Origin of the sequence: Methanoregula sp. (genome assembly GCF_023227875.1) — an archaeon.
Classification (GTDB): domain Archaea; phylum Halobacteriota; class Methanomicrobia; order Methanomicrobiales; family Methanospirillaceae; genus Methanoregula.
Window position 1 is genome coordinate 345,966 of the sequence record NZ_JALOCH010000001.1, and the last position, 19,124, is coordinate 365,089.

Consider the following 19,124-nt stretch of genomic DNA (forward strand, 5'->3'; position numbering starts at 1 on the left):
CCCCGGGCAACCGGCAAATCCGTTATGCATATCACACAAGGGAGTGAATGATGGTGCATGCAAGCAGCATCGCGCCTGTGGGAGATCGATTTAATCCGCGGGATCGCGATCCTCATGATGATTATTTTCCACACGGTCTTCGATCTCAGCTTCTTTGCACTCTGCCCGGTGGACGTTGCAACCGGTTTCTGGCGGTATTTTGCGTACGCAACCGCCGCACTCTTTCTCCTGATCGTTGGGATCTCGCTCGTTGTCAGCCATGCCCGGGCCAGTGCAACGCTGTCCGGTTTTTCCCTTGCGAAAAAATTTCTCATCCGCGGTGCCGGCATCTTTGCACTGGGGCTCCTTGTCACGCTCGCGACATGGTTTTACCTGCATGAAGGGTTCGTGATCTTCGGCATCCTGCACCTGATCGGGATCTCGGTGATGCTCTCGCCGCTCTTCTTCCGGTTCGGAAGACTGAATGTGCTGCTCGGGCTCGCGTGCATTCCGGCCGGCTGGATCATTTCCGGCCTGAGCGGCCCGGCATTCCTGCTCCCGCTCGGGATTATGCCGGCTGGTTTTACCTCCGTGGATTATACCCCGCTCCTGCCGTGGTTCGGCATGGTGCTGCTCGGCCTGGGTCTGGGTGCGTACCTGTACGCCGGGGGCGTGCGGCAGTTTTCCCTGAAGCCATTGCCGGATGGTATTGTCACGCCGCTCTCGTTTCTCGGCCGGCATTCACTCCTCATCTACCTGGTCCACCAGCCGGTGATCATCCTCCTGCTTGCCGCGGTTACCGGTATGAAGGTGCTGTAATCTCGCGAGACGTTTTTTTAGAAATTTTTTTCATAGCATCGCGATCGGGCAAGGGACGCAATCAAAAATTTTGGACTTGTCAATGCGTCAGGCATTTTAACGAAATTAAAAAAAAAATTCTCACGCTCGTACCTTACTAAAAAAAATTTTCGGGTTCTGCCTAATAACTTTTTAAAAATTTTTCTCGCTGAAAGTATTTTCCAAAAAGTTTTGAAAAAAAATCATGAAGTGACTGCCGGATTTTCAATTGCATTTTTTGATCCATTGCGATGTCTCCCCCTCCATGCTATGCATGGAGTCGGCGCGACGAGTCGAAGTTACCACTTCTCCAATCCATCTTCGCTGATGCAAAGCGGGCTTCCTCTCGGGTCGCGGCTGGGCAACGTTCTGGATTTTACCAAGGGAAACGGTAAGTGCGTAGCGCAAAAGTCGATAGACCTTTTGCGCGTAGGGCATCGTAATGTATTTGAAAAAATTTCAGACAACGAGATTTCAATTTTTTCTATGCAAAAAATTTTCCGGAAAAATTTTAAAAGTTCCGGAAATTTATTTTTATTTTTTCGAAGCCTGATGGCTTCTCGTGCTTCGGGTTCGGAGAGGTTGCAAACCTCGACGAGCTGAAGGGAGGCATCGGCCGACCTTCAGGTTTGATAACCATCAGCATTTCAAAAAAATTTTCCGAGCCGGAATAAAAAACATGTCACCACGATTCCCGCCAGTTACGCTGTAAAACCTCTTCAAAAAACACTCTCCAATAAGCACCTTTTTCGGGATTTGGACCATCTCCTATCCGGCCCCTATACGTGCTCCGATTCACTATTTTTCCGGAACGGGGCACGATACGAGCCCGGTTTGGGATCGAACGACCCCCTGTTTGATGCAAAACTCCTGGTGGTTTTTCATAAACAGGAGGTCCGGTAGATAGTCTACGACGTGGAATGTATACTTCACGTCGGAGATCATCCCTGCGAAATACCTGAGAGCAGATACCTTCCGGCAAAGACGGTTCTCAATCGAAGAGTCCTATGGACTCTTCTCCAGCTCCAGGTCTGACGACCTGTCGCACGTCGGAGACCCGTGATGGGAAACTGACCTGACATTGTTCAAACACGTGTAATTCCCAAAAAACGGTACAATGAGGAGATTTTCTCGGGCGATACGGGCCCGGATTGGATTTTCTCCGTCGAAGATCCAAAAAGGGGCTAATAGACGCTATTGGACGGCCGATCTCCTTCCGGACAGGCTTTAGTGCTGGAAAATGAAAAGAACCCCTGTTTTGGGGATCGGAGGGGTTTCGTCGAAACCCCGACGAGGAGAAGACGAAGTCTTCGACTTCGGGTTCACGTCGGAGATGTAGATCTTACCGTCGAAGAACTCTGATGTGTTGGAGAGGTGCATCAGGACCTCGACAACGAGAAGGGAGGCATCGGCCGACCTTCGAATTCTTCTCCTGCTCCAGGTCTGATGACCTGTCGCACCTCGGAGAAACTGCGGGATTCTGGAAGGCAATAAGGGCATACCGGAAAAATTTCGTGAGTTGAAAATTTTTTGGAACTTTTGAAAAATGTTTTGAAAATTTTTTGATGCGATGCCCAACGCGTTTACCTTGATCATGTTCGTTGTTGTGAACCGGAACCTTGCCCAGCCGCGACCCGAGAGGAAGCCCGCTTTGCATCAGCGAAGATGGATTGGAGAAGTGGTAACTTCGACTCGTCGCGGCGACTCCATGCGTAGCATGGAGGGGAGACATCACAATAAAAATAAAAATCCGGTAATCACTTCCGGAATTTTTGAAATTTTTTTAGAATGCTGAGGGTTATCAAACCTGAAGGTCGGCCGATGCCTCCCTTCAGCTCGTCGAGGTTTGCAACCTCTCCGAACCCGAAGCATGAGAAGCCATCAGGCTTTGAAAAAAAAAGGAAAACTTCTCCGCGTGAAATTTTTTTGGAAAATTATTAAAATATATTTCAACATCTTTAACGCGATTGAGAGCGACACTCAATTAATGGCAGTCCCTGACAGCATCCAGCCCCTTGTTGAACGGTACACGTACCACCGCGACGCCTATCTTCGCGGCCAGGAAAAATACAACGAGTCACAACTCCGCCAGGATTTCACCGATCCTTTTTTCCATGCACTTGGCTGGGACGTCAACAATAACAAGGGACATTCGGAAGCCTATCGTGAGGTGCTGCACGAAGAGCCGGTCCGGATCCGGGGGGTCACCAAGTTTTTCGATTATACTTTCCGTATCGGGGGCTCCCGGAAATTTATTGTCGAGACCAAGAAGCCGTCCGTGCGGATCAAGGACGATGCCGATGCTGCCCTCCAGCTCCGCAGGTATGCGTGGAACGCAAAACTCCCGCTCTCCATCCTGACAAATTTTGAGGAGTGGGCGATCTATGACTGCACGATCAAGCCGGAGAATGGCGACAATGCTGCCAAAGGCCGGATTGAATATTTCACCTTCAAGGAGATTTCGGAGAAGTGGGAATATCTTGTCTCGATCTTCTCGCAGGACTCAATCCTGAAAGGATCGTTTGACAAGTACGCCGATTCGCAGAAGGGCAAGAAGGGGACGGCGACCGTGGATGACGATATCCTTTCCGAGATCGAATCATGGCGGGACGCGCTCGCGAAGAACATCGCGCTCCGTAACGACAAACTCTCGGTCGGGGAGCTGAACATGGTTGTGCAGCGGACGATCGACCGGCTCCTCTTTTTGCGGATCTGCGAGGACCGGGGAATCGAAGAGTACACAACGCTCCACAAACTGCTCGAAGGCGAGCAGGTCTATGCCCGGCTCTGTGAGATCTTCCGTCTCGCGGATGCGAAGTATAACTCCGGGCTCTTCCATTTCGAGAAGGAACAGGAGAGCGGCGAGATGCCGGATACAATCTCCTTATCGGTTGCGATTGATGACAAGGTCTTAAAAGCGATCATCAGACGGCTCTACTACCCGGAGACGCCGTACCTCTTCTCGGTCATCCCACCGGCAATTCTCGGCCACGTGTACGAGCAGTTCCTCGGGAAGGTGATCCGGCTCACGGACGGCCACCAGGCCAAGGTGGAATACAAGCCCGAAGTGAAGAAGGCAGGCGGGGTCTTCTACACGCCGCAGTATATCGTGGAATACATCGTGAAGCACACCGTTGGCGAACTCACGAAGGACAAGACCCCCCGCGATGTGGCAAAGCTCCGCGTCCTCGATCCCGCGTGCGGCTCCGGTTCGTTTTTGATCGGGGCGTTCCAGTTCCTCCTTGACTGGCACCGCGACTGGTACATCGCAAACCTCGTCCCGGTTTTCATCGACAGGAAGTCCGTGACCGACCCGGCCGTGCTCGCACTCCTGCCCGAAGCCATACCGCGTGGTAAGAAGCATCTTGCGCAGGCCGGGCTCCCGATCTACAAGGCCGGCACGAGCGGCGACACCACCCGGACGCGGAGCGACTGGCGGCTCACCACGGCCGAGAAGAAACGCATCCTCTTAAACAACATCTTTGGCGTGGACATCGATACGCAGGCGGTTGAGGTGACGAAACTCGCGCTCCTCTTGAAAGTGCTCGAAGAGGAGAACGAGGAGAACATCGATAAGCAGATCAAGCTCTTTGCGGAACGGGCGCTGCCCTCGCTGCACGAGAACATCAAGTGCGGGAACTCTTTGATCGGCACGGACATCCTGACACCGGAAATGTCTTCTGAAGAAGTGAAGCGGATCAATCCGTTCGACTGGGACCGGGAGTTTGCCGATGTGATGAAGGCGGGCGGGTTCGATGCGGTAATTGGGAATCCGCCGTATGTGAGGCAGGAGGGGTTGAAGGAGCAGAAGAAGTACTTTGAGACTCACTATGCGGTTTATCTGGCAACTGCGGATCTCTATGCATATTTCTTCGAGAAAGGAATCTCTCTGTTGCGTCCAAAAGGACTATTCTCGTTTATCGTTGCGAATAAGTGGATGCGGGCGAATTATGGGAAGCCCCTCCGGAGATATCTGCTCACAAAACACATTGAGGAGATTATTGACTTCGGGGATTTGCCGGTGTTTGAAACGGCAACAACGTATCCATGTATTATTCGTGTTTGTCAGGAAAAACCGTCCAATGAATTCCGTGCTTCAAAAGTTGAATCACTTACGTTCTCAAGTCTGGATGAATATGTAAAAGAAAATTGGCATCCGATTAACTCAAATATCCTAAATGATGATGGCTGGACTTTAGGTGATGAGATTACAGAATGTCTGATTAAAAAGATATCAACCGTTGGAAAAACTCTAAATGATTACGTCTCCGGAAAAATCTTTTTTGGAATAAAAACAGGTTTGAATGATGCGTTTCTCATCGATGAAAAATTGAAAAATAAACTCATTAATGAGGATCTAAAATATCAACCGTTAATAAAGCCATTCTTGGTTGGGAAAGATATCAAACGATATCAGCCAATCTATGCCCGTCAATATTTGATATTACTTCCTAAAGGTTGGACAAATATTCAATCAGGGGATATCAAGAATAAATGGAAATGGCTTAAGGAAACATATCCCGCGATCGCAAATCATCTTGAACCCTTTACACTTCAAGGAGAAAATCGATCAGATAAGGGCGATTATTGGTGGGAATTGCGAACATGTGACTATTATCCAGAATTTGAAAAACAGAAAATTTTCTATCCCGATATCGCTCCAAAAGGATATTTCACAATCGATGAAAGCGCATCAAATTATTGTGCAAACTCATGTTATTTCATTGGCAATAATGAAAAATATCTTCTTGGTTTACTCAATTCAAAACTGATCACCTTTTACTATAGTAAAAAATCCGCTCTTCTTCGCGGAGGATACTTAAGATTCTTCACTCAGGATATCGCAAAACTCCCCATCCGCACCATCAACTTCGCCGACCCCTCCGACAAGGCCCGGCATGACCGCATGGTCGAACTCGTCACGAAGATGCTCGACCTCAATAAACAGGTGCAGGATGCCAAACTCGAACACGAGATGACGCTGCTGTCCCGGCAGGTCGAGGCAACGGATGCGGCGATTGATGCGCTGGTGTACGAGCTCTACGGGCTGACGGAGGAGGAGATTAAGATTGTTGGTGGAAACTAATTTATCCTAATTTAAAATAAAATTTCTTCAAAAATTTTTTCCTCCTGCCATTTTAAAATTAAATTCGTAACAAAATTTAACGAGTATTGAGCCTCTTCTTTTAACTCATCATCGCTTAATTCATCAATCTTTTTAAGAGTTATCATAAATTTTAAAAAATCCATTCGATATTCATCTAAAAACTGCATTCCTGTGGATGACATCCCCAACTGAAGCATCGCTTGACTTAGCTCCATTACCGGTTTATAAAATTTTTCCTTTTTATATCGATCTGCGTAATTGTCGCTTATCACCTTGCTAAATTCTTTAGAAGACGTCCAATATGAAGTGAGACGTCCAGCCTTTCCATAAATATCCGCAATATCTAAAGTTGCGTGGGTAATAATCCCTTCGGACAATTTCATACAACGTTTAAAATCATTTTTTTCAAAGGCTCTTTCAGCGGATCTTACTTTTGCACTTAATTTTTTATCATAAATCAATTGCGAGAGATTTATTTTTTCAAAGGGAGTTCCGAATATTTTGTTGCATACTTCTTTGAAAAAATCCTCTGTATAATTTCTGTATTTCTGAACTCCATCAAATGAAGGGATATCACCTTCGTGTTGAATCTGATTTCTCCAAGTATGTTGAGACATTATTTGATTTTTTAAAGGTAAAGAATATTTATCCCCCTCAATTTTTTGAATTAATTCTTCGAAATAAAAATTCATTTTCCGCGGTTCAATTCCGCGTTTGATTGCTATCCCTTTCAATAACATCTCAACGCAATTATCAAAATGATGAATGGCTAACATCCTGCTAATCTCATCTTTACCAGATGCATGATCATATCCATGAAGAAACATTTTTTTTGCTAAAACTAATCGTCGTATTTTGAAATTTTGATTTTTTATCATTATATCCGAAGTATTTCGGTGTGGGAATAAATAACTATGTAGATCAAAAAAAGGAACCGTTGAGCATAAGTTGTCCAAGATTTCATTTTCACACCCCCCACTTTCCTGTTTATATATTACCTCAGCAGTTGATCGATTAGGAGGCATTCCATGTTAGATCCATCGATTACATATTTTCCGGTTGGAAATGGGGATACGAGCTTGATTCAATTATCCAATGAAGGTACGATCCTCATCGATTGTAACATAACAAACGATTCCAGAGATGTGAATGAAGAGTCAATATATGACGTTCATGAACATCTTTTGTCAACCTTGAAAAAAGATAATAACGGTGTTCCGTTCGTGGATGCGTTTATTCTAACACATCCAGATGAAGATCATTGCCTGGGATTTAGTGAGACCTTTTACACAGGTGATCCCGCGAAATATTCTGAAACCGACAAAAAGAATGGTTTAATTCGAATAGATGAACTGTGGTTCACACCAAGAATATTTTCTCCTCACGAGAAAGATATGTGCGATACCGCCAAGGTCATTCGCAATGAAGCCGAACGAAGGAAAAAATTATATCTGGATAAAAAAACCGAGAAAATTTCGGGTAACCGGATCCGTATTATTGGCTATTCTGACAATAGCGATCTTGAAGGACTCGAAGAAATAATTACAACTCCCGGGAATTCAATCAACTTCGTAAATGGGAATACTTTGAAGGACTTCTCATTCTTTGTCCACGCTCCATTTAAAAAGGATACTGACTCGAAATGGAGTGAAAGAAATGATACAAGCGTCGTTCTCCAAGCTCGTTTCGATATTGATGGAGAGAAAAATGCTGCCCTGGCATTTTTTGGTGGGGATTCGGAGTATGGAATTTGGGACGAAATTGTTCAACGAAGTGATGAAGACACCCTTAAATGGGATATTTTCATGGCGCCTCATCACTGTTCGTGGACATTCTTCAATGAAACCCCCCAAGAGGATAACAAAAAACCTTGCAAATCTGCTATCGATCTCTTGAATAAAAAGCGTGTCGGAGCAAAAATTGTAGCTTCGTGCGACCCAATCAAAGACGACGATAACAATCCCCCGCACTTCGCTGCAAAAGAGGAGTATATAAAAATCGTCGGAAAGGAAAATTTTTTTGTGACAGGGGAATATCCACCGGGATCAAAAAAGCCCCTTCCGTTAACCTTCATCTTGACTAAAAATGGGCCCCGTGAAAAGGAGTTATCGCGGTCCCAATCGAACAGCTCCAAATCAGCAATTCGCAAGATTGGTGGGACCCCTCATACCTATGGCTGACACCTCATTTACATCATCTCGACTTCCTGAAAGTGAGGCTTCACTTAGCAAAGACATCCAATTGACGCTTGTCGAGATCAGATCATTTTTTCCTCACCAAAAAATTCCAGTTTTGCAATATGAAGAGAATTTGGTTGCAATCCCGTTTGAGCTAACGATTAATCTTCCGTCACGCGGTCCGGTTAACGAAGTTGATATCCGAAGAACTGAACCAATTTTCCTATTATTGGACAAAAGATACTATCCGTATAAAGCCCCAACTGCTTGGTCGAACCGTACTGATTTTCCGAAAAACCGCCTCCCACATCTTAACCCTAAACGGCCAGGTAGTCCTGCTAATTTTTGTTTACATCGTGGAAGCATTGACACATGGTTTTCCGAACACGACATTATCGATTACATTGATAGAGTTCGTGATTGGCTAACCGATGCCGCAAGTAACAGATTAATCAAAGAAGATGGATTTGAATTCACAAGAATTGATCAAGCTACGGGGATTTGCATATTCGAACGCTCTCAAATATTTAACAAAATCGTAAATGAGTGGAAATCAAAAGGAGGAAATTCGGGATTTTGCTATTTACGTTATGTTTTGTTAAATAATCCGGAAAAAGATCCGTTAGTTGGGAACCGTACCGATTATGCGATAAGATTGGAGAAAATTCCTACAAATGGTTCAATTGCTGCAGATCTCAAAGACGCTCAAACTAGGATAGCTAATTTCCATGAAGGATTAAAAACAGATCGCTATTTTTTTGGGATTCTCGCATGGCCTTCAGAAGGTCCCTTGCATCCCAAGTATTTTGCAGAATTACCTGACACACTCGCCGACCTCATCACTTTATCTGAAGAATTGGGAATTCCTCTTAAAGAAGCGATAAACACCTTTTTGTCAAAAAATCTCCAGCTGTTCGGAGGTATTCCTGTGACAATTGTTATCCCTCGTCCTCAAAAAATAATTTACACTAATTCACATCTTGAACTATTAAATTTTGTAATATCGTTTAAGACCGGAGGAAACAAACTCCCTGAAAATAGCAAACTCGATGAAAGGGTAATGAATATGAGTCACAGATCTCCGATTACATTGGCTCGTGCTAGAGAAATATCTTCAATGCCTCAGGGTTACGAGATGGGGAAGATTTTATTATTAGGATGTGGAGCAATCGGTTCAAAATTCGCAATCCACTTAATAAAAAGTGGTCAATGTAAAAAAATAACATTTGTCGATAACGACGAACTTTCCCCACATAACTTGATTCGCCACGGGCTTCTACATGAGTATTTGGGAATGAATAAAGCTCAGGCGTTGAAACGGGTAACTGAGGGAATATTTTATGCAGAAAAGGATTCGATCAACGCAACGGCGATCCAAGAAAACGCATTGGATCTGATTGTTGGGAAAGATAACAGAATTTTATGCAACCATACTTTGCTAATCGATACAACCGCATCTCCCTCAATCCGGAACGCTTTAGTATCCTGTAAAAACTTACCCTCATCCCTATCGGTCTATCGTTGTGAGATTGCCGATAATGGAAATCTTGGATTTATGTCGATTGAGGGTCCAAAGAGAAATCCAAGACTCGACGACATTTTGTACTATCTTTTTGATTCAGCAATCAATGATCCCGAAATATCTGATTGGCTGAAGGCAACTGAAAAGCAACGAAATTCAAATTCGGACGCGACATTAGAAGAAATAAATATAGGAATCAGTTGCAATTCGGACACAATGAGGCTGGCGGACGACATTGTCTCATTGCATAGCTCTTCATTTTCTCTTGGATCTCGGAAAATAATCCGGGAAAATAAACAGATGAAATCGGGATATTTACAAATTTCATACATCAATAAAGAATCTGGAAACCATTCAGTTCGGTTATTTGAAATCTCACCCATAATAAGGATCCCTTGTGAAAATAATCCGAAATGGGAAATAAGGGTAAAGGAAGAGGTTAAACAATCAATAATGCAGTGTGCTCGTGATTCTGGTCGAAACGAAACAGGCGGGTTATTAGTCGGTCAAATTGACCAAAAAAATAAGGTAGTGTATGTGACGCGTTTTTTGCCCGCGCCCCCGGATAGTATCTGTGAACCTCATAGATTTGTGAGAGGAGTTCAAGGAGTTCCTGAAAAAATTTCAGAAATTGTAAATCTCACAGGAGGCTTGATCAAATACATCGGTGAGTGGCATTCTCATCCGAATGGTGTAAAAAAATTGAGTGGAATCGATAGATATGAAGTAAAAAAAATAAAAACAGTGTTCGATCCCGTACCACTCTCAACATTCATGATGATCGTAACCAAGGAAGGACTGCATCCGTACATGTTTGATTCAAATGGCGGGAAATAATGGACTGGCTTGATTCGTATGAAATCAGGGCACGTTTTGCCCCCTCAATAATTGTTTTTTCCCCTCTTGCATTATTGGCAGTTTTCATCTTGCCCGAACTTATCAGTTCTCTAAATTATGTATTGGGTGAAACCGTTGTGCTGGTTTTTTTTATTTACGCCCTTTCATTTGTTGTAAAACATCATGGGAAAAAAATTGAACCTGTTCTTTGGAGCAAATGGGGTGGGGCACCATCAACCCGATTTCTACGTTGGAGTGACTCAAAATTTGATTCGAAATTCAAAGAAAAAATCCATGAATCTCTTAAAAAACAATTTGAAATTTCCCTGTTATCTACAGAGCAGGAAAAAATGAATCCAGTTGAAGGAGATAAGCAAATCGATGCTGCTTTTTTACGCGTTAAAACATATCTCTATCGCAATGATCCCGTGGGAATCTGGAAAAAACATAACATGGAGTATGGATTTAACCGAAATTTGATGGGAAGCCGATGGATCTGGCTATTTTTTTCCATCATTGGAACGATAATATTCACAAATTTGTGGTTGAATGGTGGCGAGAAGTTGTTATTTTTCGGAATGCTCTTATGTTCTACTGAAGTGATTTGTTCGATTATAGCAGGATGGTACTATCTACCTTCGTCAGCGAAAGAAGCAGCAGATCGGTATTCTGAAAATGCCTGGACAACATTTTTGATCATTTCTAGAAAAGAAAAGTCAAGAACGCTTACGGAGAAGGAAATTGCGATCGTGGAAGGAAATGCGAAATGACCGGACATGAAAAGAACCTGATAAGAAACAGCACCGCAGAATTCCTGATATTTACTTCAACTGCCGGTGAAGAATCGATTGAAGTCAGGTACGAGGATGAGACGATCTGGCTGAGCCAGAAGATGTTGGCAACGCTCTTTGATGTGAGCATTCCGACAATAAATTTTCACCTGAAAAAAATTTTTGAGAGTGGTGAACTGACCCGCAAAGCAACTATTAGAAAATTTCTAATGGTTCGAACCGAAGGCAGCCGTGAAGTGTCCCGGAATCTGGAATACTACAGTCTTGATGCGGTAATCTCGGTCGGGTATCGTGTCAATTCAAAGAGAGCAACCCAGTTCCGCCAGTGGGCAACCCGGGTGTTGCGGGAGTTCGCCATAAAAGGATACGTACTTGACAAAAAAAGAATGGAGAACGGTACCTTCCTTGGCGAAGATTACTTTGAGCGGCTGCTCGCAGAGATACGGGAGATCCGCCTCAGCGAGAGACGGTTCTACCAGAAGATCACCGACATCTATTCCACAAGCGTTGATTACAACAGGGGTGCCCCGACAACCCGTGATTTTTTTGCAAAAGTCCAGAACAAATTGCATTTCGCAATTCACGGTCATACCGCAGCCGAACTAATAATAAAGCGTGCCGACAGCAGAAACGATCACATGGGACTGACCTCGTGGGAGAACAGTCCCGACGGAAAGATTCTGAAGACCGACGTAGTGGTTGCAAAAAATTACCTGACTTCGCCCGAGCTCGAATCTCTTGGCAGGATCGTCAATGCCTGGCTTGATCTTGCTGAAGATCGTGCCAGACGACAGATACCCATGACCATGGAAGACTGGGCAAAACGTCTTGACCGGTTCCTTGAGTTTGATGACCGGAAACTGCTTGAAGATGGTGGGAAAGTAACAGCAGAGATGGCAAAAGAGTATGCTGAGACTGAATTTGAAAAGTACCGTATTGTTCAGGACCGGCTTTTTGAAAGCGATTTTGACCGGATGCTAAAAGAAACAAAATTTCCGGAAAAAATGGACCGGGATGATGAGCCGGATGATCCTGCTGACCTGTAACAGGGTGATTTTGTTCAATAACCAGAAATTCTGGCCCCATCCCAATCTCTCTCTTCTGCATACCCGCAATGGGGAAGGGGACATCAACCCATCAAACCCCGCTGATATCGCCCGCCACGATCGCATGATTGCGCTCGTCACGCAGATGCTGGAAATCCGTTTCTGGCCATCAGGACAGAGACGGATTCGAGAAGAACGCATCAGCGTTCTTCGCTGGTTAAATAAAAAGTTACAGGACGCCACCCTCGATCACGAAAAGACGCTGCTGTCCCGACAGGTTGAGGCGACGGATGCTTCGATTGATAAACTGGTGTACGAGCTGTACGGGCTGACGGACGAGGAGATTGCGGTTGTTGAAGGAAATGCGAAATGACCGGGCATGAAAAGAATCTGATAAGAAACAGCACAGCAGAATTCCTGATATTTGCTTCAATCGCCGGGGAAGAGTCGATCGAGGTCCGATACTAGGATGAAACGGTCTGGCTCAGCCAGAAGATGATGGCTGCGCTCTTTGATGTGAAGATTCCGACAATAAACGAACATTTAAAAAACATTTACGAGGGCGCTGAACCGACCCGCAAAGCAACTATTCGGAAATTCCGAATAGTTCGAACTGAAGGAAACCGCGATGTTGCACGGAATCTTGAACTGATTATCAGAACTGATGGGGATCTCGATAAAGCCAAAACATTGATCGCCCAGAGTTACGATAAAATGTAACAAAAATTATTGGATGAACCGGAGTGAAGTAACACCTTCACACTGCATGGCCACTTTTTTATATTTATCAAAATTCGATTGCTCTTTATGCCATACACATGTGGCGAAACATCCGGAAAAGGATAGTATCGTTGTCGAAAAGAGGGGGATGTCATCAGACTGGATCGGGATTCTGATGTATTATCGCCATGTCCCCGATGCGCAGCATGTAGCTGGAATAAAATTTAATTTCTCTGGATATCTTATCAATCTCTTCAAAGAATAGGAATCAAATTATAATTCACAATCTTTAATTCATTGCAGACAAATCATCAACTCAGGATTATGGCGGTTATTGAAATTTCCCAGGATGAGGCGAATACACTCATTCAGATGCCGAAGGTTCGGATAAATGACGAAATCTGGCATTTTCCCGGCCGGGGACGTTCCATCAATATTCCATTGCTATCCGAAGACAAGCGGAATAATTTCCTTCTCGATATCTGGCGGGGCAGGCTGGAACTGAATAAAATCACCTACCAGAACCGGGTACACCAGATGATAATTCTGGTCAGATTAGATTTGACGGGCAAACCCCACAAGAACCCGGACGAAGAAATAATTATCGGACCACACATTCACATCTATCAGGAAGGATATGCTGATAAATGGGCATATCCTGTGTCACCCGATTCATTCTCAGATTTAACGGATCAATGGCAGACACTGAAAGACTTCATGACGTATTGTAATATTGTACAAGAACCAAACATAATTGCAGGAATTGAGTAATGATCAGCGACATACAGAGGTTGCTCAATGGATATCTCCAGTGGCTCAATGAATCAATCAGCCTGCGCCAGGTTGATGAATGGGTAGAAATAACCACGCCATTCCTTGACAGGCATAACGATTACCTTCAGATCTATGTCAGAAAAGATAATGGCGGGTATATCCTGACTGATGATGGATATATTCTGGAAGACCTGAAAATGTCAGGATGCAAAATCGATACCGAAAAGAGGCAGGCGCTCTTATCCACGACACTCAAGGGGTTTGGTGTACAGAACGATCGGGGAATCCTCACAATAAAGACAACAGAGAGATCATTCCCTCAGAAAAAACACAATATCTTACAGGCAATGCTTGCGGTCAATGATATGTTCTATCTTTCAGAACCCATTGTTGCGAGTTTATTCTATGAAGATGTCGTTGCCTGGCTGGATGAAACCGAGATCCGGTATTCACCCAAGGTAAAATTTACCGGCAAATCCGGCTATGATCATCTTTTTGATTTTGTCATTCCGAAATCCCGGCAGGAACCCGAAAGAATTCTCCAGACAATCAATAATCCGAACAGGTCTCAAGCGGAAATGTTATCGTTCTCATGGATTGATACGAAAGATGTCCGCGCCCCTGATTCAATGGCATACGCTATCCTCAATGATAAGGAACAGCGCATTCCGGAAGAAGTTCCAACCGCCCTGGAAAATTATGGTGTAATTCCACTCATGTGGAGTAAGCGTGAGAAGTATATCGCTGAACTCCTTGCTTGAGTAAGATCAAGGTTCACCGGGTTCAGACATTTACGGGCCCATCGATTCCTGGAATTTCTCCAGATGGCGGAGCTTGACATCGAGATAATCAAGGGCATCACTGTTACTGATATGACCTTTCCGGACATTCTCCATGACAAGGGCCACATAGCCGGCACCTTTTTCGGCCACACATTTCCGGTCCAGTGAAATACCCCCAAAGCCCCCTTCTTCCTCTTCGCCAGTCAGCTCTTTCTTTTTCTTCTCCGCTTCCCGCAATGCATATTCAGCACGCAGCTGGTCTCTTCCCTGAATGAATTGCGCTGAAGAGATCTTCTTCAGCGTGAGCAAACGCATCAGCCCGGCCTCTTTACTGATCAGGAAGCGCTGCCGGATCGAACCTGCGGCTCGTAAATAATTCCCGGATGCAAGTGCCTGACGGATCACCGGGTTCTCTTCTATCTCCTCCTGGGGAGCAAGGAACGCACCGGCAAAATGGTTGCACCAGCGTTCGACCCCGGCATACTCTGCGAGATCATTTTCGCCCTGGTTACATACAACCGGCATATTCAGGAGGATATGGGCATATTCATGGAACAAGGTAAAGAGCCGGGCACGGTCTGCGTCAGCAGAATTCACAACAATGACAAATGGTTCACCGTCCGTGAGGGAAAAACCCCGGGCATCATCAACAGGCATCTTGATCTTCAGGACCGAGATGTTCCGGGACTCAAGCCATTCCCGCCATATTTCAAATGCCTTGACCGGAGTTATTCCAACTGAATCGCCATGTATCTGAATACCTGAACGCTCACGTTCCTGTCGTGCCACATCTTCAGGATCCTCTTTCAGGGTTCTGATTTTCAGGGGGATTTTTGAGGGGATGCTCAGGTTGTCCGTCAACTCATGATGAATCTCCTGAATCCGTCTCGCTTTGCGGATTACCAGGAGCAATTCTTTGGAATAGCCGGTGCCGGAATCCGGATGCCGCCGGAAATCTTTTGGAAGGCCTGGTTCTTCCGGAGGCTCTGAAAGAAGAAACGCCGCAAGAGGGCGTTTGAACATCTCGGAGAGCTGCTCAACTTTCGAAAGAGGAAGTACCGGTCTCTGTGCTCCATCACACCATGATTTAACAACACGTTCAGACACACCGATCTTCCTGGATATCTCAGAAGGTGCAAAGCCCGAACTACCGCAAAGCCATTGAAAGACATCGGGTACGATGACAACATCGGGAGATGAACGGGACATAGAACTATACAAGAGATTTTTTTATAATCTATTAAAAGATACCCAGCGTCGATGGCGTGAAAGTGATCGCATGATTGCGCTCGTCACGCAGATGCTCGAAATCCGTTTCTGATCTCAGGGTAGAGACGAATTCGAGAAGAACGTTTCAGTGTTCTTCGCTGTCCGAGAGGTTCATCAGAATTCGAAAGGTTCGTCAGAACCTTGAGAAAGAGAAGATTTCCGCAGGGAATCTTCGAACATCGAGGAGAAGAAGAACCCGTCCGGGTTCTTCGAGTTCAGGGAAATGATTATCCACTTCCGGACAAAACAGAATCATCAGCAGAGCAGTTCCATGCTCACCATTCCGTGAACTGAAGGAAAGGGATTGTATGAAAGGAAAAAGATCGCAGGAGAATCCGGCAGTACTCAAAAAGATCGTTGAACTTATCACGCGATCCGCCGATCCTGACCGCATCATCCTCTTTGGCTCACGATCAAAAGGAACGCAGACACATGCGAGCGACTATGATATCTGCGTCATCAAGCGGGGGGTAAAACACCGTCGCGAACTCGCCATGAAACTCTACCGGGATCTGTACGGGGTTGGCGTGCCGGTCGACATCATTGTCGAGACTCCCGAGACGTTCGAGGAACTAAGCAGCAACCCCTTCATGATATACCATGACATTGCCCGGCAGGGCAGGCTCATCTATGAAAAACCGGTCCCTTGCTGACACATGGATTGTACGGGCACGAAGTAATCTCGCCCGTGCCCGCCAGGGAAAGAGCGCTCCCGACATTTTGTTCGAAGACCTCTGCTTTGACTGTGAACAGGCAGCAGAAAAAGCCCTGAAAGGCCTCTTGATCCTCAGAGGAATCGTCCCGCCCCAGACACACTCGCTCGCTCTTCTTGTCGAGGCACTCGAAACGCATCATGCCGATGTGCCGGATGCGGTGAAAACCGCTGTATCACTCACCCATTATGCGGTATCAACCCGGTATCCCGGATCGTATGAACCTGTTAAAGAGCGGGAATTCTTAAAAGCCCTGAAAGGTGCGGAGACTGTTTTTTTGTGGGTTGAACAACAATTCAACGAAATGAAATGAGCGCCAGGACATTACACCAGATCCAACAGGAAGGACTCAACGTACTGGTTGAGAAACTTGGTCCTGACGATGCGATCCGGTTCCTCCGTATCTATGAGCCGGGCAGCGGTGACTGGACACAAGACCGGAAAAAAATCCTTAAAAACGATCCGGATAAAATCATTAAAAGCATCATGGCGCGAAGAAAAAAAGTCCCGGCTCCATGAATGCAACTCCTCTTTTTCCCGTGATAATTACCTTTCCTCTCCCCTGCCTTCGCACCATCAATTTCTCCGACCCGGCAGCCCCCCCATCGGAATTGATTTATCGCGCCATACGAAAGATCCATGGCAGATTATAAACAAAAATTGTGGTGATGTGGTGAACAGGTCCTGGCATGTCGGCATTTTTTTCATGGCAATGTTATTTGTCGCAGGTGCCGGTTGTACCGCACCGTCCGGAACGATCAATGCAAGTGAAAACGCAACGGCCGCTCCCGGCACCATTGCAGCCTCCTACGTTGCCACCCTCAACCAGCCCAGTGCGCAGTCCGGTTACCTGAAGATGGACACGGATATCTACAATGCCGGGGAGGTTGTCGGGTTCACGGTGACAAACGATGGCTCCGAAACGCTCGCATGTGCAGGCAACCCCCCATCGTTCTCGGTACAATTCCAGGCAGGCAATGGCCTCTGGGCAACGCGGATGGGGACTGGTGAGCCGAACGCATCGGAAACGTCATCGCTTGCACCCGGTGCATCCACGCAGGTGTACCGTTTTGTCACGACCGGCTGGGACCCGGCCCGTTACCGGATCGTGCACGACTGCGGCGTTGAGCGCGAGTTCCTGGTCCGTGCGTTGCCGGCTGCAACCCCGGCCCCTGTTGCCTGCCCTGCGGATACTGTCACCGTCACTCCGTGGATCACGATCAGTCCCCCCGGTGACCTGTATGCTGCCCGCTCGTTTACCCTCCATGGAACGACAAACCTCCCTGCCGGGCAGGAACTGTTCTTTACGATCTTCTCGGTCGTAGACGAGGACCCGGACCAGGCTGCCGGCGATGAGGAATTGTTCACAACCCCGGTTGAGGAAGGGAGCTGCGGCACCAACACGTGGAGCGCAACGGGAGAGATCCAGGCAACCGGTGAGTTCTTCATCTGGATCTCCGATGCCGGACGGAACACCACGGCAATCAAACGGTTCACCGTGTATCCGGAATAATTTCGGGTTCCGCACGGACCATTCGTGACGGACCAGGAAATCCCTTATTTCCCCGGGCATCCCTGTTGTACGTGAGCACCCGCATGATCCTCCCCGTCTTCACCCTCTTCATCGAACCGGCAAATCCCCTGCAGTTCTCCCTGCCCGAGGCCCGGTCATCTCTCACGCGCCAGCTTGCGGAGTACCGGGCCCCGCACCAGCCCGGCGCTCCGGCCGGAAACGTCATTCACCGGTACCCTGCGGTCCAGTGCAAACAGGTCAGACATGATCTGGTCGTGATCGGCATCTGCCAGGGCGCAGGATTTCTCCGGCAGATGGTGGAAGGCAATGCGGAGATCATGACGGGGGACAACCGCTGCACCATCGCATCACGCGACCCGGAGATCCGCAACGAGGAGTTCGGGATTGGCCCGATTATGTACGAGTACGAGTTTCTCACCCCCTGGATTGCCCTGAACCAGCAGTATGCAAAAAAATTCTATGACCTGAAAGGCAAGCCCGCACGCGACGCCTTCATGCAGAAGATCCTTGCCACTCACCTGAACACGCTGGCAAAATCCTTAGACTATGCGCCCGCCGAGCCGGTTACCTGCATGGCGCATGTCCGCTTCATACGGGAGCGGATCGATCGCGAGAATGTGATTGTATTCCTGGGAAAATTCAGGACAAATCTCCGCATCCCGGATTACTTCGGGATCGGCCAATCGGTTTCCCTCGGGTACGGGACGATCCGGAAAATTCCTGAAATGATCCCTTCGCATCCGGACGTGGACGCGGACTGACCAGGTCGTCCGCTCCTGCATCACGGTCCGGGATTATCGTACCTCACGTTTTTCCCTGTCCGGCAGATACTACTCTTAATACATGATCGCCATCCGCCCGCTCCGGCCTGAAGATATTCCTGCCATCAGGTCGTGGCCGCCCTATCCCCCGGAATTTGCCATGCCCGACTACTCCCTGCGGGACGGGGGCTGGCTTGACGAGTATTCCAAAAAGGACGGGTCAGAGATCCTTGTCGCGGAAGATGGCCGCGACCGTGCCGGGTTCTCGGTCCTGT

At 46.7% G+C, this 19,124-nt stretch carries 19 protein-coding genes; 16 read left to right on the plus strand and 3 right to left on the minus strand.

Going from position 1 to position 19,124, the window contains the following annotated elements:
• Positions 1 to 57 precede the first annotated feature (57 nt).
• Positions 58 to 798: a heparan-alpha-glucosaminide N-acetyltransferase gene (locus M0R30_RS01905; RefSeq protein WP_292542584.1), complete on the plus strand. Its 741-nt coding sequence runs from the start codon at positions 58 to 60 to the stop codon at positions 796 to 798.
• Positions 799 to 1,008: 210 nt separating this feature from the next.
• Positions 1,009 to 1,419: a hypothetical protein gene (locus M0R30_RS01910; RefSeq protein ID WP_292542586.1), complete on the plus strand. Its 411-nt coding sequence runs from the start codon at positions 1,009 to 1,011 to the stop codon at positions 1,417 to 1,419.
• A 624-nt stretch (positions 1,420 to 2,043) separates the two neighbouring features.
• Here the strand turns inward: M0R30_RS01910 and M0R30_RS01915 are convergent.
• On the minus strand, positions 2,044 to 2,412 hold the full coding sequence (locus tag M0R30_RS01915) for a hypothetical protein (RefSeq protein ID WP_292542588.1): 369 nt from the start codon (positions 2,410 to 2,412) through the stop codon (positions 2,044 to 2,046).
• A gap of 391 nt (positions 2,413 to 2,803) precedes the next feature.
• Between M0R30_RS01915 and M0R30_RS01920 the strand changes: the two genes are divergently transcribed.
• A complete protein-coding gene (locus tag M0R30_RS01920; protein ID WP_292542590.1) occupies positions 2,804 to 5,902 on the plus strand; it encodes a TaqI-like C-terminal specificity domain-containing protein in 3,099 nt (1,032 codons plus the stop codon).
• 11 nt (positions 5,903 to 5,913) lie between these two features.
• Here the strand turns inward: M0R30_RS01920 and M0R30_RS01925 are convergent, their stop codons facing one another.
• Positions 5,914 to 6,801 carry a hypothetical protein gene (locus M0R30_RS01925; RefSeq protein ID WP_292542591.1) on the minus strand — a complete coding sequence of 296 codons (888 nt, stop codon included), beginning with the start codon at positions 6,799 to 6,801 and terminating at the stop codon, positions 5,914 to 5,916.
• Between the two features lie 150 nt (positions 6,802 to 6,951).
• Between M0R30_RS01925 and M0R30_RS01930 the strand changes: the two genes are divergently transcribed.
• The 8 genes from M0R30_RS01930 (at position 6,952) to M0R30_RS01965 (ending at position 14,551) form a co-directional block, all read left to right on the plus strand.
• Positions 6,952 to 8,103 (plus strand): hypothetical protein, encoded by a 1,152-nt coding sequence (locus M0R30_RS01930; protein WP_292542593.1) that lies wholly within the window; start codon positions 6,952 to 6,954, stop codon positions 8,101 to 8,103.
• Positions 8,096 to 10,459, plus strand: a complete 2,364-nt coding sequence (locus M0R30_RS01935) for a ThiF family adenylyltransferase (RefSeq protein WP_292542595.1) — start codon at positions 8,096 to 8,098, stop codon at positions 10,457 to 10,459. Before M0R30_RS01930 ends, M0R30_RS01935 begins: the two co-directional genes overlap by 8 nt.
• Complete coding sequence (locus tag M0R30_RS01940; RefSeq protein WP_292542597.1) at positions 10,459 to 11,229, plus strand: hypothetical protein; 771 nt, start codon at positions 10,459 to 10,461, stop codon at positions 11,227 to 11,229. The genes M0R30_RS01935 and M0R30_RS01940 overlap by 1 nt, the downstream gene beginning before the upstream one ends.
• Positions 11,226 to 12,296 carry a virulence RhuM family protein gene (locus tag M0R30_RS01945; protein WP_292542599.1) on the plus strand — a complete coding sequence of 357 codons (1,071 nt, stop codon included), beginning with the start codon at positions 11,226 to 11,228 and terminating at the stop codon, positions 12,294 to 12,296. Before M0R30_RS01940 ends, M0R30_RS01945 begins: the two co-directional genes overlap by 4 nt.
• Positions 12,277 to 12,669: a hypothetical protein gene (locus M0R30_RS01950; protein WP_292542601.1), complete on the plus strand. Its 393-nt coding sequence runs from the start codon at positions 12,277 to 12,279 to the stop codon at positions 12,667 to 12,669. The genes M0R30_RS01945 and M0R30_RS01950 overlap by 20 nt, the downstream gene beginning before the upstream one ends.
• Positions 12,670 to 12,791: 122 nt before the next feature.
• Positions 12,792 to 13,016 (plus strand): hypothetical protein, encoded by a 225-nt coding sequence (locus tag M0R30_RS01955; protein ID WP_292542603.1) that lies wholly within the window; start codon positions 12,792 to 12,794, stop codon positions 13,014 to 13,016.
• 324 nt (positions 13,017 to 13,340) lie between these two features.
• The gene (locus tag M0R30_RS01960) at positions 13,341 to 13,787 is read left to right on the plus strand and encodes a hypothetical protein (protein WP_292542605.1); all 447 of its coding nucleotides are present in this window, start codon (positions 13,341 to 13,343) and stop codon (positions 13,785 to 13,787) included.
• Positions 13,787 to 14,551, plus strand: coding sequence for a DUF1829 domain-containing protein (locus M0R30_RS01965; RefSeq protein ID WP_292542607.1), 765 nt, complete (start codon positions 13,787 to 13,789; stop codon positions 14,549 to 14,551). Before M0R30_RS01960 ends, M0R30_RS01965 begins: the two co-directional genes overlap by 1 nt.
• 30 nt (positions 14,552 to 14,581) lie before the next feature.
• On the opposite strand, the gene M0R30_RS01970 is transcribed toward M0R30_RS01965, so the two are convergent.
• Complete coding sequence (locus M0R30_RS01970) at positions 14,582 to 15,433, minus strand: ImmA/IrrE family metallo-endopeptidase (protein WP_292542609.1); 852 nt, start codon at positions 15,431 to 15,433, stop codon at positions 14,582 to 14,584.
• Positions 15,434 to 16,149: 716 nt separating this feature from the next.
• Here M0R30_RS01970 and M0R30_RS01975 point away from each other — a divergent pair.
• The 5 genes from M0R30_RS01975 to M0R30_RS01995 all read left to right on the plus strand — a co-directional run bounded on the left by M0R30_RS01975 (position 16,150) and on the right by M0R30_RS01995 (position 18,849).
• Positions 16,150 to 16,494, plus strand: coding sequence for a nucleotidyltransferase domain-containing protein (locus tag M0R30_RS01975; RefSeq protein ID WP_292542611.1), 345 nt, complete (start codon positions 16,150 to 16,152; stop codon positions 16,492 to 16,494).
• Complete coding sequence (locus M0R30_RS01980; RefSeq protein ID WP_292542614.1) at positions 16,472 to 16,867, plus strand: HEPN domain-containing protein; 396 nt, start codon at positions 16,472 to 16,474, stop codon at positions 16,865 to 16,867. Before M0R30_RS01975 ends, M0R30_RS01980 begins: the two co-directional genes overlap by 23 nt.
• Positions 16,864 to 17,073, plus strand: a complete 210-nt coding sequence (locus M0R30_RS01985; protein ID WP_292542616.1) for a hypothetical protein — start codon at positions 16,864 to 16,866, stop codon at positions 17,071 to 17,073. The genes M0R30_RS01980 and M0R30_RS01985 overlap by 4 nt, the downstream gene beginning before the upstream one ends.
• Before the next feature lie 193 nt (positions 17,074 to 17,266).
• Positions 17,267 to 18,067 carry a hypothetical protein gene (locus M0R30_RS01990; protein ID WP_292542619.1) on the plus strand — a complete coding sequence of 267 codons (801 nt, stop codon included), beginning with the start codon at positions 17,267 to 17,269 and terminating at the stop codon, positions 18,065 to 18,067.
• Positions 18,068 to 18,150: 83 nt separating this feature from the next.
• Positions 18,151 to 18,849: a CRISPR-associated endonuclease Cas6 gene (locus M0R30_RS01995; protein WP_292542621.1), complete on the plus strand. Its 699-nt coding sequence runs from the start codon at positions 18,151 to 18,153 to the stop codon at positions 18,847 to 18,849.
• Positions 18,850 to 19,124 lie beyond the last annotated feature (275 nt).

What these genes read in the sequence shown, in the direction of transcription:
- M0R30_RS01905 (WP_292542584.1), top strand. Translation starts at nt 58, where the DNA reads ATGCAAGCAGCATCGCGCCTGTGGGAGATCGATTTAATCCGCGGGATC.
- M0R30_RS01915 (WP_292542588.1), bottom strand. Translation starts at nt 2,412, where the DNA reads ATGATCAAGGTAAACGCGTTGGGCATCGCATCAAAAAATTTTCAAAAC.
- M0R30_RS01920 (WP_292542590.1), top strand. Translation starts at nt 2,804, where the DNA reads ATGGCAGTCCCTGACAGCATCCAGCCCCTTGTTGAACGGTACACGTAC.
- M0R30_RS01925 (WP_292542591.1), bottom strand. Translation starts at nt 6,801, where the DNA reads ATGATAAAAAATCAAAATTTCAAAATACGACGATTAGTTTTAGCAAAA.
- M0R30_RS01930 (WP_292542593.1), top strand. Translation starts at nt 6,952, where the DNA reads ATGTTAGATCCATCGATTACATATTTTCCGGTTGGAAATGGGGATACG.
- M0R30_RS01935 (WP_292542595.1), top strand. Translation starts at nt 8,096, where the DNA reads ATGGCTGACACCTCATTTACATCATCTCGACTTCCTGAAAGTGAGGCT.
- M0R30_RS01940 (WP_292542597.1), top strand. Translation starts at nt 10,459, where the DNA reads ATGGACTGGCTTGATTCGTATGAAATCAGGGCACGTTTTGCCCCCTCA.
- M0R30_RS01945 (WP_292542599.1), top strand. Translation starts at nt 11,226, where the DNA reads ATGACCGGACATGAAAAGAACCTGATAAGAAACAGCACCGCAGAATTC.
- M0R30_RS01950 (WP_292542601.1), top strand. Translation starts at nt 12,277, where the DNA reads ATGATCCTGCTGACCTGTAACAGGGTGATTTTGTTCAATAACCAGAAA.
- M0R30_RS01955 (WP_292542603.1), top strand. Translation starts at nt 12,792, where the DNA reads ATGATGGCTGCGCTCTTTGATGTGAAGATTCCGACAATAAACGAACAT.
- M0R30_RS01960 (WP_292542605.1), top strand. Translation starts at nt 13,341, where the DNA reads ATGGCGGTTATTGAAATTTCCCAGGATGAGGCGAATACACTCATTCAG.
- M0R30_RS01965 (WP_292542607.1), top strand. Translation starts at nt 13,787, where the DNA reads ATGATCAGCGACATACAGAGGTTGCTCAATGGATATCTCCAGTGGCTC.
- M0R30_RS01975 (WP_292542611.1), top strand. Translation starts at nt 16,150, where the DNA reads ATGAAAGGAAAAAGATCGCAGGAGAATCCGGCAGTACTCAAAAAGATC.
- M0R30_RS01980 (WP_292542614.1), top strand. Translation starts at nt 16,472, where the DNA reads ATGAAAAACCGGTCCCTTGCTGACACATGGATTGTACGGGCACGAAGT.
- M0R30_RS01985 (WP_292542616.1), top strand. Translation starts at nt 16,864, where the DNA reads ATGAGCGCCAGGACATTACACCAGATCCAACAGGAAGGACTCAACGTA.
- M0R30_RS01990 (WP_292542619.1), top strand. Translation starts at nt 17,267, where the DNA reads ATGTTATTTGTCGCAGGTGCCGGTTGTACCGCACCGTCCGGAACGATC.
- M0R30_RS01995 (WP_292542621.1), top strand. Translation starts at nt 18,151, where the DNA reads ATGATCCTCCCCGTCTTCACCCTCTTCATCGAACCGGCAAATCCCCTG.